The organism is Sphingomonas sp. OK281 (assembly GCF_900115295.1).
Taxonomy (GTDB): Bacteria; Pseudomonadota; Alphaproteobacteria; order Sphingomonadales; family Sphingomonadaceae; genus Sphingomonas.
In genome coordinates this window covers 277,784-293,187 of the sequence record NZ_FOVZ01000005.1, presented here as the reverse complement: position 1 = coordinate 293,187, position 15,404 = coordinate 277,784, and the positions used below count along the sequence as shown (strand labels likewise).

Below are 15,404 nucleotides of genomic sequence, written 5' to 3'. Positions count from 1 at the left end.
ATCTATCGTTACATTCACGCGCTCGGCGGTCTACTACGATCGAACTCCATTTTGAAGGTTCCGACAGACCTCAAAACATAGGTGCAATGATGCCAATCTTCCTGACTCTCTTTAAGCATGTCACGCCTTAAGGCGGATAGAGCATCATTGATGGATCGGTTCATGGTTCTCTCACCTTCCACCCCCTCAACAAGCTTACCGTTGCACACGACATCGTAGCGCCTCTGTATCCAGTCGTCGTGAACTTCTGCCACGATCCATACTTCGGATACAGAAGCAGCTAGCATTGGAGCAATTGCGAGGGCAATGCTCTCCAGCTGACGGCTACTTTCCATTTCTGCATTTACCTCCAATGTCAGATTATATCAGCGTAATCGCTTTTGCGATCCATTTTACCGTGCTCGCCATTGGCCGTAACTGGACAGCTATACCAATCCCGGGCGCCCCGATTGTAACTCATGTCTGGGAAGTGCCCCATGATCGCACTGAACGAATGGCTACTACCGGGACTCCGAATTACTAACCGGAGCGTCCGGGTGTGGGCAGAAGCGGCATGGCTGCTTTGGGAAGAAAGCGGTCCGTCTGCTTTGGAGAGCGATCACCGGAAATCGCTGTGCCCTCGCCATGAGGACCGGTGCCGCGTAAGACAATTCGATGCGGATCGCGATTATCGACACGAGCACGACGCGTGCGGCGATCATTTCGGACGGCCTGCGCGAGGCGGGGCTTGATGATATCGTCGTGATCGACGGGACGTTGGGGATGGTCGCAGCGCTCGAGAAGGCCGCGCCCGAGGTGGTGCTGATCAACCTGGAGAATCCCAGCCGCGACGTGCTCGAGGAGTTCTTCGCGGTTTCGCGCGCACTGGCGCGGCCGATCGCGATGTTTGTCGACCAGAGCGATGCGGAGTCCACGAACGCCGCGGTCGATGCGGGCGTGTCCGCCTACATTGTCGACGGGCTCGCCAAGCAGCGGATCAAGCCGGTCATCGACCTTGCGATCCGGCGGTTTCAGGCGTTCGCGCGCTTACAGGCGGAGTTGCACGAAGCGCGCAGCGCGCTTGCAGATCGCACCACCGTCGACAAAGCCAAGGCGATCCTGATGAAGCGCCGCGGGATTGACGAGCCGACCGCCTACGGCCTTCTTCGCGCGCAGGCGATGCGATCCAACCGCCGGATCGCCGAGATCGCCGACGCGATCATCACCAGCGACGCACTTATGGGAGATTTTTGATGGCGCTCGACCGGGTCCGCATCGGCTTCCTGCCGCTGGTCGATGCCGCGCTGCCGATCCTCGCGCGCGAACGCGGGTTCGCCGAGGCGGAGGGGCTGGAGATCGAACTGGTCCGCGACATGACCTGGGCAACGGTGCGTGATCGGTTGCTGTACGGTCTTACCGACGCCGCGCACATGGTCGCTCCGCTGGCGATTGCGACGGCGCTGGGGCGTGGGCGGCCAGCGGTGCCGATGGCGGTGCCGTTCGTGCTGGGGCTGAACGGCAATGCGATCACGCTTTCGCTGCCGCTCGCCGCACAGGTGATGGACGGGGATGCGCTCGGTGATCCGGTCGTACTCGGCGCGCGGCTGAAGGCGGTCGCGACCGAGCTTGCCGCGGCCGGGCGGCGGCTGCGGTTCGGCGTGGTGCATCGCTATTCGAGCCATAATTACATGCTGCGCTATTGGCTCGCTGCAGTCGGTATTCGGCCTGATACCGACGTCGAGATCGTCACGACCAGTCCGACCTTCGCTGCCGATGCACTGGCGGTGGGCGAGGTCGACGGAATCTGCGTCGGCGAGCCCTGGAACGGCGTCGCAGTCGATCGCGGAGTAGGCCGGATCGCTCTGGTCACAGCGCAGGTCTGGCAGCGTGGCGTCGAGAAGGTGCTGGCGATGCGCGAGGCAACGTTGGTCGGGCGCGGCGACGTCGTCCACCGGCTGATCCGCGCGCTGCATGCTGCGGCTGCGCAGTTCGTCAATCCGGATACGCTTGAGGCGAATGCGATGATCCTGTCTCGCCCGGAGTATCTCGATGCACCGGTCGATGCGGTGGCGCGGGCGATCGGCGACCGGGTGCGACTGATGAAGGATGCGGTGCCGATCCACGTGCCGGACTTCATGTTCCAGTACCGGGAGGCGGCGAACTTCCCGTGGCGCAGTCAGGCGGCATGGCTGTATTCGCAAATGGTGCGGTGGGACGGCATACCGTTCTCGGCCGCGGAGGCGGACATCGCGCAAGGCGTGTTCCGTCCGGACATTTATCGCGCCGCGCTAGCGGGCACGGGCGCGCCGCTTCCCAATGCTAGCTCGAAATTGGAGGGAGCGATCGGCGCGGACAGCATCGGTGCGGGGTCCACGCAGGGTCGGTTGATCCTCGGGCGCGATGCATTCTTCGATCGGCGCGCGTTCGATCCGGATGATATTAAGGGGTATCTGGCGGGGTTGAAGTAAAGGCGAGCGCAGCCCGCTCCTCATCGTTCTGCCGAGAAGACGGTAGCCCGGTCTGTTTCCCCCCGTCGCGTTGAAACAAGGTAGGGAAGCCGACGATAATTCAGGCGCCAAGCCAATCTGCTGCACATGCGAAATGACGCTTGCGCGATACGGCCACTTCGGTCATCTTCGCATCGTCCGGCAAGGGAGTCGGACACGAAATCATCGCGAGACCGGTTCCAACGACGGGACCTGACCGCGTAGGATGATCTACCGATCGTCCATAGGCAACGAAGCCGCTCCGATGCGTCCGCAAGGTCGCCGTCGGGGCGGCTTTTTCTTTGTCCGCCGCAGATGGAGGGCCGACCATGTTGTTCGCATCACCGGGTATCGACACCGCCGCACCCAAGGCCACCAGGATCGACCTGTTCAGCGCCGCCACGCCGCAGATGCGTGCGTTCCACGTCACGTGGCTCGCGTTCTTCGTGTGCTTCTTCGCGTGGTTCGCCGCGGCGCCGTTGATGCCGCTGATCAAGGCCGAGTTTGGCTTGAGCAAGGATCAGATCGCCAACATCAACATCGCCGCGGTTGCGGTGACGATCCTGGTGCGGCTGGTGGTCGGGCCGCTCTGCGACCGCTTCGGCCCCCGGCGCACCTATACGTGGCTGCTGCTGATCGGGGCGATCCCGGTGTTCGGGCTGGCGTTCGCGCAGACCTACGAGACGTTCCTGTTCTTCCGCCTCGCGATCGGCGCGATCGGCGCGTCGTTCGTCATCACGCAATATCATACGAGCGTGATGTTCGCGCCCAACGTCGTCGGCACAGCCAACGCGACCGTCGGCGGCTGGGGCAATGCCGGCGGCGGCGCGGCGCAGAGCCTGATGCCGCTGGTCGTCGCAGCACTGGTCGGCCTAGGCGTCGAGCACGCGTTCGGCTGGCGCGCGGCGATGTTCGTGCCGGGCGTCGCGATGCTCGCGATGGCGTTCGTTTATGCACGCTACACGCAGGACACGCCGCAGGGCGACATCGTCGACCTCCGCGCAGCGGGCATCGAGCTCGACGGCGGCAAGGCGACCGGCATGGCGATCTTCCGCCGCGCCGCCGCCAATTACCGGACCTGGATGCTCGCCGCGACGTACGGCGCGTGCTTCGGCGTCGAGATCTTCATCCATAACATCGCCGCCAGCTATTACGTCGACCGGTTCGGGCTTTCGCTGACCAATGCGGGGCTGGCCGCCGGGATCTTCGGTGGCCTCGCGCTGTTCGCCCGTGCGCTCGGCGGGATCGCGAGCGACCGGATCGCGCTCGTGAAGGGCCTCGACGGCCGCGCGCTGCTGTTGTTCGCGCTGATGCTCGGCGAAGGCGTCGGGCTGGTGCTGTTCGGTCATGCCGGCAGCGTCACGCTCGCGATCCTGGCGATGACGATGTTCGGGCTGTTCACGCACATGGCGTGCGGCGCGACCTATGCGCTGGTGCCGTTCGTCGACCGCAAGGCGCTGGGCGGTGTCGCCGGGCTGATCGGCGCGGGCGGCAATATCGGCGCGGTCGCGGCGGGGTTCCTCAACAAGGCGTCGGCCACCCCGCAGCAATGCCTCATCGTGCTCGGCTATATCGTCGCAGGCACCGCGGTCTGCGCGCTCGCCGTCCGCTTCTCCGCCACGCACAAATCGGACGAACGCGCGCTGCTCGAAGCGGCGCTCGACGCGCGACGCAACAGCGACCGCTCCATCAACGCCGCGCTCCCCGCGTGACCTCCCATCCCCGGCTCCAACCTGACTGGACGATCTGATGGAACACCAGACTATCACACCCTCCCCCGACACCCGCGAGCACCTCGTCGTGATCGGCAACGGCATGGCCGGCTGTCGCGCGGTCGAGGAACTGATCGCGCGCGATCCGGCCCGGTACCGCGTGACGATCTTCGGTGCCGAGCCGCACGTGAACTACAACCGCATCATGCTGTCGCCGGTGCTGGCGGGTGAGAAGACGTTCGAGCAGATCGTCATCAACGATCACGCCTGGTACGCGACCAACACCATAGAGCTGGTGACGAGCGACCCGGTGCAGGCGATCGACCGCGTGGCCAAGACCGTCACCGCGCGGTCGGGGCTGACGGTGTCGTACGACCGGTTGCTGATCGCGACCGGTTCCGATCCGTTCATCATTCCCGTCCCCGGTAAGGACCTGCCCGGCGTCATCTCGTTCCGCGACATGGCCGATGTCGATCACATGCTGGAGGCGGCCGGAAAGGGTGGCGCCGCGGTCGTCATCGGCGGCGGGCTGCTCGGACTGGAGGCCGCACACGGCCTCACGTTGCGCGGGATGAAGGTCACGGTGATCCACCTGATGCCGACGCTGATGGAGCGCCAGCTCGACGAGGCGGCAGGCTGGTTGCTCAAATCGGCGCTGGAATCGCGCGGTCAGGTCATCCTCACCGAGGCGAACACCGCCGAGATCGTCGGCGATACCCACGTCGAGGGCGTGCTGCTGAAAGACGGTACGCTGATTCCCGCCAGCCTCGTCGTCATGGCGGTCGGCATCCGCCCGTCGGTCGCCCTCGCGCGCGAAGCCGGGTTGGAGATCGGTCGAGGAATCAAGGTCGATGACCACATGGTTACTAGCGATCCTTCGATTTTCGCAGTCGGCGAATGCGTCGAGCATGATGGGAATGTCTACGGCCTCGTCGCGCCGCTGTGGGACATGTGCCGGGCGCTGGCCGACGGACTCGTCGAGAAACATAGCGGCTATCGCGGATCGGTGACGTCGACCAAGCTGAAGGTTGCCGGGCTCGACGTGTTCTCGGCAGGCGACTTCTCGGGCGGTGCGGGTGCGGAGGATATCGTCCTGCGCGATGCGTCGCGCGGCATCTACAAGCGCGTCGTGGTCAAGGACGACCGGATCGTCGGTGCGGTGCTGTACGGCGACACGACCGACGGCGGCTGGTATTTCGACCTGCTCAAGCGCGGCGAGGACATCTCGGCCGTCCGCGACATGCTGATCTTCGGCCAGTCGTTCGCCTCGGGAGGAGGCGCCGCGGACCCTAAGGCAGCCGTTGCCGCGCTCTCCGACGAGGCGGAGATCTGCGGCTGCAACGGCGTCACCAAGGGCAAGGTCGTGGCGTGCATCGGCGCCGGCAACGCGACGCTCGATGCGGTCCGCGCGACCTGCAAGGCGTCGGCGTCGTGCGGATCGTGCACCGGTCTGGTCGAGACGCTGCTCGCGGTCACGCTGGGCGACGAATATTCGGGCGAACGTTCGGTGAAGACGATGTGCAAATGCACCAGCTTCGGCCACGACGATGTCCGCCGCGAGATCGTCGCGCAGGGGATGCGCTCGATCCCCGAAGTCATGCAGAAGATGAGCTGGTCGACGCCGGACGGGTGTTCGTCGTGCCGGCCTGCGCTCAATTACTATCTGCTCTGCGCATTGCCGGGCGACTACAAGGACGACCAGCAGAGCCGCTACGTCAACGAGCGCGTGCACGCGAACATCCAGAAGGACGGCACCTATTCGGTCGTGCCGCGGATGTGGGGCGGGCTCACCAACCCGCGCGAGCTGCGCGCGATCGCCGATGTCGTCGAGAAATATGATGCGCCGATGGTCAAGGTGACGGGCGGCCAGCGGCTCGACATCTTCGGGATCAAGAAGGAGGATTTGCCTGCCGTGTGGGCCGATCTCAACGCCGCCGGGATGGTCAGCGGGCATGCGTATGGCAAGTCGCTGCGCACCGTGAAGACGTGCGTCGGGTCGGACTGGTGCCGGTTCGGGACGCAGGATTCGACCGGGCTCGGCGTCAAAGTCGAGCGGATGACCTGGGGATCGTGGATGCCGCACAAGTTCAAGATCGCGGTCAGCGGCTGCCCGCGCAACTGCGCCGAGGCGACGATCAAGGATTTCGGCGTGGTCTGCGTCGACAGCGGCTACGAGCTGTCGGTCGGCGGCAATGGCGGGATCAAGGTCCGCGCGACCGACTTCCTGTGCAAGGTCGCGACCGAGGAAGAGGCGATGCATTACTGCGCCGCGTTCATCCAGTTGTACCGCGAGGAAGCGCGGTATCTGGAGCGGACCGCGCCGTGGATCGAGCGGATCGGCGTCGAGTATATCCGCGAACGGATCGCCGACGATCCGGAGGGCCGCGATGCGCTGGCGGCACGGTTCCTGTTCTCGCAGCAGTTCACGCAGGACGATCCGTGGGCCGCGCGCGCGGCGGGCGAGCACCGGGAGCAGCATGCGCCCATGGCGCGGTTCACGCCCATCGACAGCACGAGGGAAATGGCATGATCGGCGAATGGCTCGATATCGGCTGGGTCGACGAGATCCCGGTCCGCGGCAGCCGCACGGTGCAGGTTACCGGCGGCGACGACATCGCGGTGTTCCGCACCGGCGACGGCAAGGTCTTCGCGCTGGCGGACCGGTGCCCGCACAAGGGTGGGCGACTGTCGCAGGGGATCGTGCATGGCGGCGCGGTGGCGTGCCCGCTGCACAACTGGCGGATCGCGCTGGATACGGGCGAGGCGCTGGGCGAGGACAAGGGTTGTACGCCGGTGATCCCGGTGAAGGTGTCGGGCGGGCGGGTATTGCTCTGCCGCACCTCGACGATGAAGGCCGCCGCGTGATCGTGCCACTGCTCCCTCTCCCCGCTGGGGAGAAGGCCGGGGTGAGGGGTCGGGGCGCGTGTTGCGTTTCCCAACTGCCCCTCACCCAACCCTCTCCCCGAGGGGGAGAGGGCTAATGGCCTCCGTTCGCACGACCTGCGCGTATTGCGGTGTCGGCTGCGGTATCCTCGCGACGCCGACTGGCGAACGCAGCGTCACTATAAAGGGCGACCCCGCCCACCCCGCCAACACAGGTAAGCTCTGTTCGAAGGGCACGCATCTCGGCGAGACGATCGGGCTCGAAGGCCGCCTGCTAACTCCCATGATCGGCCAGCGCCGCGCATCCTGGGACAAGGCGCTCGACCTCGTCGCCAAACGCTTCCGCGACACGATCGCGCAGCACGGCCCCAACAGCGTCGCGTTCTACGTCTCCGGCCAGCTCCTCACCGAGGACTATTACGTCGCCAACAAGCTGATGAAAGGCTTCATAGGCTCGGCGAACATCGACACCAATTCGCGGCTCTGCATGGCCAGCGCGGTCGCCGGGCATACGCGCGCGTTCGGTGAGGATATCGTCCCCGCGAGCTACAACGATCTCGACGCCGCCGACCTGATCGTGCTGGTCGGATCGAACACCGCCTGGTGCCACCCGATCGTCTATCAACGCATCCGCGCGCGCTGCGACGCCGGCGCCAAGCTCGTGGTGATCGACCCGCGTCGGACAGAGACCGCGGACGAGGCCGACCTGCACCTCGCGATCCGCCCCGGCACCGACGTCGCGCTGATGAACGGCTTGCTCACGTGGTGCCGTGACGCGGGCGTGGTCGATTACGACTATCTCGCCGCGCACGTCGCCACGCCTGACACGTTCTGGGACCAGATCGGAGAGGGCAGCGACCTGTGGTCGGTAGCGCGGACCTGCGACGTTTCGCCGCAGGATCTAAGGCGCTTCTTCGAACTGTTCGCCGCGACGCCGAAGACGGTGACGATGTTCAGCCAGGGCGTGAACCAGTCGCTGTCGGGCACCGACCAGGTCAATGCGATCACCAACCTTCACCTCGCGACCGGCCGCATCGGCAAGCCGGGTGCCGCCCCCTTCTCGATCACCGGCCAGCCAAATGCGATGGGCGGGCGCGAGGTTGGCGGGCTCGCGTCGAGCCTCGCCGCGCACATGGACTTCGCGCCGGAGAACGTCGCCCGTGTGGGTCGGTTCTGGGCCGCGCCGAACATGGCGACCAAGCCGGGGCTGAAGGCGGTCGACCTGTTCCGCGAACTCGGCAACGGCCGGATCAAGGCGCTGTGGGTGATGGCGACCAACCCCGCGGTGTCGATGCCCGACGCCGGCCGCGTGCGCGAGGCGCTGGCGGCATGCCCGTTCGTCGTCGTCTCCGACGTGATCGACACCACCGACACCTCGGTCCACGCGCACGTCCGCCTGCCCGCCGCCGCCTGGGGCGAGAAGGACGGCACCGTCACCAATTCCGACCGCACGATCAGCCGCCAGCGCGCGTTCATGGCCGCGCCCGGCGACGCGAAACCGGATTGGTGGATCATCGCCGAAGTCGGCCGGCGGATGGGGTGGAAGACGGCATTCTCCTACGATCGCCCCGCCGAGATCTGGCGCGAGCATTGCCGATTGTCGGCGTATGAGAACGATGGCGCGCGGCTCTTCGCGCTCCCCGGTCATGCTGCAAAGGGCAACGCCGAGTATGACGCAATGGCCCCATTCCGCTGGGGTGGCACGCCGTTCGCCGACGGTCGATTCTCGACGCCGGACGGACGCGCGCGGCTGGTGCCGGTGGCGCAGAAGCCGGTTGCCGCGCCGCTCGTAAAATGGCCGATGACGCTCAACACGGGGCGTTATCGCGACCAGTGGCACACCATGACCCGCACCGGTCTGTCGCCCAAGCTCGCACGCCACCGCGAAGAGCCATTGGTCGAGATTCACCCCGACGATGCGGCGCGTCTCGGGATCGTCGATGGTGGGCTGGCACGCGTGACGACGCCGCAGGGCGACACGCTGTTCCGCGCGACCGTCGTCGCGACGCAGCGGATCGGCGAACTGTTCGTGCCGATCCACTGGACCGACCGTACCGCGACCGGCGGCCGCGCCGGGCTGCTGCCTCGCCCGCTTGCCGATCCGATATCGGGCCAGCCGGGGTTCAAATCCACCCCCGTCCGGATCGAGCCGGTAGCGACCGAGTGGCGCGGCTTTATCGTCGTCCGCGGCGAGTTGGCGAGCCGCCCCGACTGCCTGTGGGCGACGCGCGTCGCGGTGCCGTGCGGGACCGCATGGGACATTGCCGGCAACGGCGACGCCGCTGCGCTCGACGCACTGCTGCCCAAGGGTCAGCGGATCGAGGCCATCGATGCCGCACGCGGGAGCCGCAGGATCGCGATCCTTGACAGCGGCAGGCTGGCCGGCGTCCTGTTCGTAACCCGAGACGGGATGCTGCCGCCCCGCGACTGGCTCGTCGCGCAGCTGAGCGAGAACGTTGCCGCGCCCACCCTGCTCGCCGGCCGCGCGCCGGGCGTGCAGGTCGACCGTGGCCCGATCGTCTGCGCATGCTTCGACGTCGGGCTGAAGACCATTCTCGCCGCGATCACCGACCAGCAGCTCGCCGACGTTCCCGCGATCGGTGCGGCACTGAAAGCCGGCACCAATTGCGGATCGTGCCGCCCTGCCCTCGCCAAACTCCTCGTCACGCAAGGATCAGCAAATGTCGCATGATTTTCCGCCCGGTTCGGTCTGGCTGGTCGGTGCCGGGCCGGGCGATCCCGACCTCCTCACGCGGAAAGCCGAGCGGCTGATCGTTGCCGCCGACATCGTGTTCTACGACGCCCTGGTCGGCCCCGGAATCCTGGCGCTGATACCCCCCGGCACCGAGCAGGTCGGCGTCGGCAAGCGATCGGGCCGCCATTCGAAGGATCAGGTCTCGATCAACGTCCTGCTCGCAAACGCGGCGCTCGCCGGCAAGCGCGTCGTCCGGCTCAAGGGCGGCGATCCGTCGATCTTCGGCCGCTCGACCGAAGAACTCGATCACCTCGCCGTCAACGGCATCACGGTGCGGATCTGCCCCGGCATCACCGCCGCCAGCGCCGCAGCGGCCTCGGGTGGCGCGTCGCTGACGTTACGCGGTCTCGCGCGGAAGCTGACGTTCGTCACCGCGCACGCCCGCGCCGGCGAAGCGCTCGATCTCGACTGGACCGCGCTCGCCGCGCACGATGCCACGCTCGCCGTCTATATGGGCCGCGCCGCCGCAGGGGACGTCGCGCGCAACCTTATTGCCGCCGGCCGCGCTCCCGATACGCCGGTGATGGTCGCGGTGAACGTCTCGCTCCCCACCGAGCGCATCCTGCGTGGCCGGCTGTCGGCGCTCGCGTTCCTAGTCGAAACGATCAGCGACAATGACCCGTCGCTGTTGCTGATCGGCGAAGCTACCGCGGGATCGTCGATAGCATGCAGTGCAAGCGACGGAGCAGACTGGCAGCTTGGAGTTCAGCCTGCTGGGGCGAACCAGCTCATCTTGATTCCGAGTGACGCCGCGTGCAGCGAGCTTGAGCAAGTCCTGACGCGAAAAGATTCCGACAACCTGTCGCGTATCGCGCGCGACGATCGGCACGCGGCCGACGCCAAATTCGACGATCACGTCGGCCACACCTCCGATCGGCGTATTGGGATACGCACTGAGCAGAAAGCGTCAGACGAGGTCTTGGTCAGCGATACGTCAATGCCCGGTTGCATAGTCCGCCACTGCAACGCGTCGGTCCGCGACGCTAGGCTAAGCACGCGACCCGCATCCTCGGCCACTGGATAGCCCCGAGGCTCGGCGCGGTCCGCAAGAAGGTCTCCGCGTCTACGGACGTCGTCGAACCCGGCGACGTCGAGGGCGTGCGTGACGATGGCGACCGGCAGGCGATGCCTGTCAGGCTCCGCGCTCGGCTGTATCGCGGTGACGATCGGGGCCGCCCTGCACCTGCCGATGTCTCCGACTGCCCGGGTCATGGAATACAGGGTTGCCGGAATGGCGATGGACGTAGGCATGCTGCCCGGCATGGCGCTGAAGCGGCCTTGCCGTCTGCTCACGTGCCACGCAATTCACTCATCGGAGCCTCTATCCACAAGGACACGGATGTGACGGACAATTAAGCCCATTTTGACTATTTCTCATTAGTATCGCCGGGAACGGAGGTTCCTCAGTGAGTACATCAGGTCGACCGAATTTCAGCGAAGACACTTTGCAGGTCCTCCTCGACGCCTTCGATCCGAAGCGCACACTCGAAGCCGACCTGCTTGCGATCTGGCCGATAATTCGTGACGGAGTGGATCAGGATGTACACGAGTTCTGGCGTCCTTTCGGCGGACGAAACACTCCGTATCGCCTCGATCAGGATGAGATCGCCGAGCTTGTCCGACGTGACGTCCGCTACACCGAATTGAAATTCACCGGGGGGCTAAACGCCAAGCTGATCGCGAAGATGGTCCGACGGGGCCGGGCCAGCAGCAAGGACCGTGCGACGGAAATCGCGTTCACGGCAGGCCTACTGCGGAGTTATCACGCACGCCATCAACGACTGTTCAAAGCGTTCGTCGCCGACCCCGCCACTCTCACGCGTCTAACCCAGTCGCTCTACACGCTATACGCGTTAGAGAACTCCGTCCTGCTCAACGGCGCGGCACTGCAGCGCGCCGATCAAGAGCTTGCGGATGCGGCAGAGCAGCGGAGCAAACTGCAGGCTATCGATCGATCGCAATGCTGGCTGGAAATGACGACCGACGGCATCATCGTAAGCGCGAACGATAACTTCCTTGCCGCGATGGGCTATTCCCTCAAAGAGATCGCCGGACGACACCATGCCATCTTCTGTTTTGAGGAGGATCGTGTTTCGACGGAGTACGCCCAGTTTTGGGAAAGCCTTCGCGCCGGTCGTTTCATGCAGCAGGAGTACCGTAGGCGGACACGGGAGGGTGCCGACGTGCATCTTCAGGCAACCTACAATCCGATCCTGGACCAGGACGGTAGAACGGTGAAGATAATCAAATGGGCGACCGACGTTACCGCGATGCGGCTTGCCGAGCGCAAAGAGTCTGACCGTGCTCACCGATTCCGACTTGAGGCAGAGACACGCCGAGCGGCGCACCAGGACACGTTGGCCGAGCTTGCTGACATCGTCGACAACATCGGTGCAGTTACGCGGCAAACGTCGATGCTCGCGCTCAACGCTTCCATCGAGGCTGCCCGAGCAGGCGAACGAGGCAACAGTTTCGCAGTCGTTGCGAACGAGGTGAAGGCGTTGTCGGGACGGATCAAGGATGCGACCGTTCAAGCATCGGCGGTTCTCAATTTAGGCCAACGGTCGTTTGGAACATGATGCATCCAGCCAAATGCCGTCGCAACATCGAACCCCTTGTTAGGACATCGTAGATACAATCAGAACGGGTGGGACGGGGTTCGCGGGGTCGGGGTTGAGACAATTAAAATGTCTGCTGAGGGCGTTGCTACTCTTGTGCCTATGCATATGGCCACGGGCGGTAGTGGCGGCGAACGTCGATCTCCACGAAGGCATCTGCGCCGCAGCATTTACAGATCACCCTTCGGATTACGCCGTTCACACGGCGGCCTACCGTTGCGATCCTAATGCACCCTCGCAATCAGCTGAATGGCTCTGGTTGAAACTGGACGCAAGTCGTCTGCTAAGCCTGCCGCCGCGATGGAACCTGTTGGTCGACCAAACCAGGTTCAGCGAAATGGCGATATTGGTCGGAGACTCCCGTGGGTTGCATCGTCGCACGTTCAATCAACGTGCTTTGCAGACGCATTCGGCTCCAGGAGGCTTGCTCCGGTTCTCAGTCACGGCAGGAACGAGAGACGTTCGCGTCCTTTATCTCGGCTTCAAGAATATCGACGACCTGTCATTCATGCGAAAGGTCGTGGCGGTTCCTGAGGCCGAACAGGGTCGGATTGACGCGCGTTGGCTGCTGTTGATGGGCTTGTTCGCCGGCACCATGTGTTCGGCGCTGCTTTACAATCTCGTGATCCACACCGGACGACGCCCCCCGTTCCAGCGCTGGTATCTAGCTTGGGTCACAGCGGCATTTGCGTACGGAATGGTCTGGACCAACGTCGCATCCTATTGGTTTCCATCGCTCGTGGGACCAGCGGCCGTTCGCCTCGACTTCATTCTGGTGGGCTTGATGGTCGCCGCCGGCAACATGTTCTTCTTCGCCGTGATCGAAGACGGCGTGCTGCCGCGTGTCCTGCGGCAGGCAGGCCATCTCCTTGCGATCTCCGGTGCCGTTCTCGGTTTCGCGGCGGCCGCGGACGGGGTGTTTTCGCCGATATTGACCGATCGCCTGCTCAACTACGCGATCGCCATGACGGCAGTCGCGGTAGGCGTGTCGTGCTGGATTGCAGTCCGACGGCGGAGTCGTGTCGTCTGGTTCTATCTGATTGGTTGGTCACCCGTCATCACCGTCTTCCTGGCTCGCCTGGCCCGAAATCTTGGCCTGACGGAGCAGAAGGACGGTGTGGACATGGCCACCTTCGCAGCGCTGGCTTTCGAGGCACTGGTGCTCTCCCTCGCCATCGCTGATCGCTTCAGGCTGGTTCGCCGGGAACTTGATGCGGCAAACCAGCGTCAGGAAATCGTTCGGGCCGAAGCCAAGGCGCTTCATCTCGCTGCTCGAACCGATCACCTGACGGGCATCGGCAATCGATCGGCGTTTCAATCGGATGCCCACGGCATGATCAGCGATGGCGAACCCTTCAGCCTGTTCCTGATCGACGTCGATTATCTGAAGGACACCAACGATCGCCTCGGCCACCGCGGCGGCGACGCGCTTCTTCAACGCGTCGCCATGTCGCTGCGGGAACTGACGTCCGAGGCCCCCGGAGTCACGATAGCGCGGATTGGCGGCGATGAATTCGCCGTCCTTTGCCTTGGCGATCGCACGGACGAGGCCAAGGTAATCGATCGTCTCGGCACGATGCAGGGCGACGTCTGGCGCTTCATGGGTCATGATCGGACAATCTCGTTGAGCGTCGGCTCCGCGCGTTTCCCAGAAGATGCCAACGCCCTGGACGCGCTATACCAAAATGCCGATCTCGCCCTGTACAATGCGAAGCGCCGGGGCCGATCTTGTCATTCGCATTACGACGCGCTGCAGCGCATGCTTCGCGATCTTCACGTTGAACTAAGCCGAGATGCGGAAGGTGCAATCGACCGGAACGAGTTCCTTTTGCAGTATCAGCCGATCGTCTCTTTGCGCTCCGGCGAGATATCGGGCTATGAGGCTCTACTGCGGTGGAACCACCCGCACTACGGTTTCATGCGTCCGGACCGGTTCGCCGAAGTTCTCGTGGCAGAGAGGATCGGCTTGCGAGTCCAAGAGCATGTTCTGGAACTGGCGCTGTTAGCCCTGCGTGATCATGGCGACCAGATGTCCGTTCTGAGCGTGAACTTCACATCTGCGCAATTGTCCGGTCCGAGATCGGCGAACCGTGTTCTTGATCGGCTTGCCTTCCATCGCCTTTCGCCCTCCAGATTATGCGTCGAAGTGACCGAAGGCGTAATGCTCGACCGTGCTGGGGAAACTATCCTCGCCACGCTGAACATGCTGCACGACGCCGGAGTGCGGGTCGCGCTCGACGACTTCGGTACCGGCTACGCATCGCTTGCCCATCTGCGCGACATGCCGGTCGACACCATAAAGATCGACCGTTCATTCGTGGCCGGCATGCATGAAGACGGCGGAGATACGAAGGCGATCGTTCGCGCCATCATCGGTCTGGGCCAAGGGCTTGGCAAAGTCGTTGTCGCAGAGGGGATCGAGACCGAAGCGCAGTCGCGCGAGCTGACCGAACTAGGGTGCCATTCGGGTCAGGGATATCTGTACGGAAGCCCGGCAAGCGAGCCATTGCCCGTCGGTACATCCCGGATCGATCTAGCCCATGGCAGGGTAATGCAGTCGGGCTCCGTCAGGAGGTTTCATTAGCGCCCCGGCCATTCTCAGGGTCCGTGCCCGCTGACGTCAGAGGCGGAACCTGAGCACGACGCCATGCGGCAATCGTGGGCGACCCCTCACCTGCATGCACCGAGTGTATCGGCGAGACCGACGATCTGCCGATCGACCATCGCCGGCTCGAGGGGGAGCGCTCCGCGCATGGTTAGGTGGCGGGCAAGGTTCTTGATATCCGCAGGCAGCAGTACGATGCAGTTACGCTAGGCCAAGGCTGTCCTTGGACACTGAAACCTGCCCTCTGTGGCAAACGACAACCGGGCTACGCGTCAGAAGTCGAGTGGAGCAGTTCTTCTCTCACTCGTGCGGTCGGTTCGCAAGCGAGCCCGCCGCCAGCCATTTGAACAAGCCGCGCTATTCCCG

9 protein-coding genes and 1 pseudogene are annotated in these 15,404 nt (G+C 64.4%); 9 read left to right on the top strand and 1 reads right to left on the bottom strand.

Annotation, left to right across the window (positions count from 1 at the left end; translation table 11 throughout):
• Positions 1-654: 654 nt before the first annotated feature.
• From BM244_RS17995 to cobA, 7 genes and pseudogenes are all read left to right on the top strand, one after another.
• On the top strand, positions 655-1,233 hold the full coding sequence (locus BM244_RS17995) for an ANTAR domain-containing response regulator (protein WP_093400284.1): 579 nt from the start codon (positions 655-657) through the stop codon (positions 1,231-1,233).
• Positions 1,233-2,447 carry a CmpA/NrtA family ABC transporter substrate-binding protein gene (locus tag BM244_RS17990; protein WP_093400283.1) on the top strand — a complete coding sequence of 405 codons (1,215 nt, stop codon included), beginning with the start codon at positions 1,233-1,235 and terminating at the stop codon, positions 2,445-2,447. The genes BM244_RS17995 and BM244_RS17990 overlap by 1 nt, the downstream gene beginning before the upstream one ends.
• 347 nt (positions 2,448-2,794) lie before the next feature.
• Entirely contained in the window at positions 2,795-4,177 is a 1,383-nt protein-coding gene (locus BM244_RS17985; protein WP_093400282.1) for an MFS transporter, read from the top strand.
• 37 nt (positions 4,178-4,214) lie between these two features.
• On the top strand, positions 4,215-6,707 hold the full coding sequence (nirB, locus tag BM244_RS17980) for a nitrite reductase large subunit NirB (protein ID WP_093400281.1): 2,493 nt from the start codon (positions 4,215-4,217) through the stop codon (positions 6,705-6,707).
• Positions 6,704-7,042 (top strand): nitrite reductase small subunit NirD, encoded by a 339-nt coding sequence (gene nirD / locus BM244_RS17975; RefSeq protein WP_175518279.1) that lies wholly within the window; start codon positions 6,704-6,706, stop codon positions 7,040-7,042. The genes nirB and nirD overlap by 4 nt, the downstream gene beginning before the upstream one ends.
• Before the next feature lie 115 nt (positions 7,043-7,157).
• On the top strand, positions 7,158-9,752 hold the full coding sequence (locus BM244_RS17970) for a nitrate reductase (RefSeq protein WP_093400280.1): 2,595 nt from the start codon (positions 7,158-7,160) through the stop codon (positions 9,750-9,752).
• Positions 9,742-10,473, top strand: a pseudogene (cobA, locus tag BM244_RS17965) (uroporphyrinogen-III C-methyltransferase); the annotation flags it as partial. The gene BM244_RS17970 and the pseudogene cobA, both read left to right, overlap by 11 nt.
• On the opposite strand, the gene BM244_RS23625 reads toward cobA, so the two are convergent.
• Positions 10,408-10,671 carry a CBS domain-containing protein gene (locus BM244_RS23625; RefSeq protein ID WP_254784557.1) on the bottom strand — a complete coding sequence of 88 codons (264 nt, stop codon included), beginning with the start codon at positions 10,669-10,671 and terminating at the stop codon, positions 10,408-10,410. The pseudogene cobA and the gene BM244_RS23625 overlap by 66 nt on opposite strands.
• Before the next feature lie 550 nt (positions 10,672-11,221).
• On the opposite strand from BM244_RS23625, the gene BM244_RS23815 reads away from it, so the two are divergent.
• A complete protein-coding gene (locus tag BM244_RS23815) occupies positions 11,222-12,394 on the top strand; it encodes a methyl-accepting chemotaxis protein (protein ID WP_302847297.1) in 1,173 nt (390 codons plus the stop codon).
• Between the two features lie 163 nt (positions 12,395-12,557).
• Positions 12,558-15,017, top strand: coding sequence for a putative bifunctional diguanylate cyclase/phosphodiesterase (locus BM244_RS17950; protein ID WP_254784545.1), 2,460 nt, complete (start codon positions 12,558-12,560; stop codon positions 15,015-15,017).
• Positions 15,018-15,404: the final 387 nt, after the last annotated feature.

Bases quoted from the DNA above. Each gene is read 5' to 3' on its own strand.
- BM244_RS17995 (WP_093400284.1), top strand. From the start codon at position 655: ATGCGGATCGCGATTATCGACACGAGCACGACGCGTGCGGCGATCATT.
- BM244_RS17990 (WP_093400283.1), top strand. From the start codon at position 1,233: ATGGCGCTCGACCGGGTCCGCATCGGCTTCCTGCCGCTGGTCGATGCC.
- BM244_RS17985 (WP_093400282.1), top strand. From the start codon at position 2,795: ATGTTGTTCGCATCACCGGGTATCGACACCGCCGCACCCAAGGCCACC.
- nirB (WP_093400281.1), top strand. From the start codon at position 4,215: ATGGAACACCAGACTATCACACCCTCCCCCGACACCCGCGAGCACCTC.
- nirD (WP_175518279.1), top strand. From the start codon at position 6,704: ATGATCGGCGAATGGCTCGATATCGGCTGGGTCGACGAGATCCCGGTC.
- BM244_RS17970 (WP_093400280.1), top strand. From the start codon at position 7,158: ATGGCCTCCGTTCGCACGACCTGCGCGTATTGCGGTGTCGGCTGCGGT.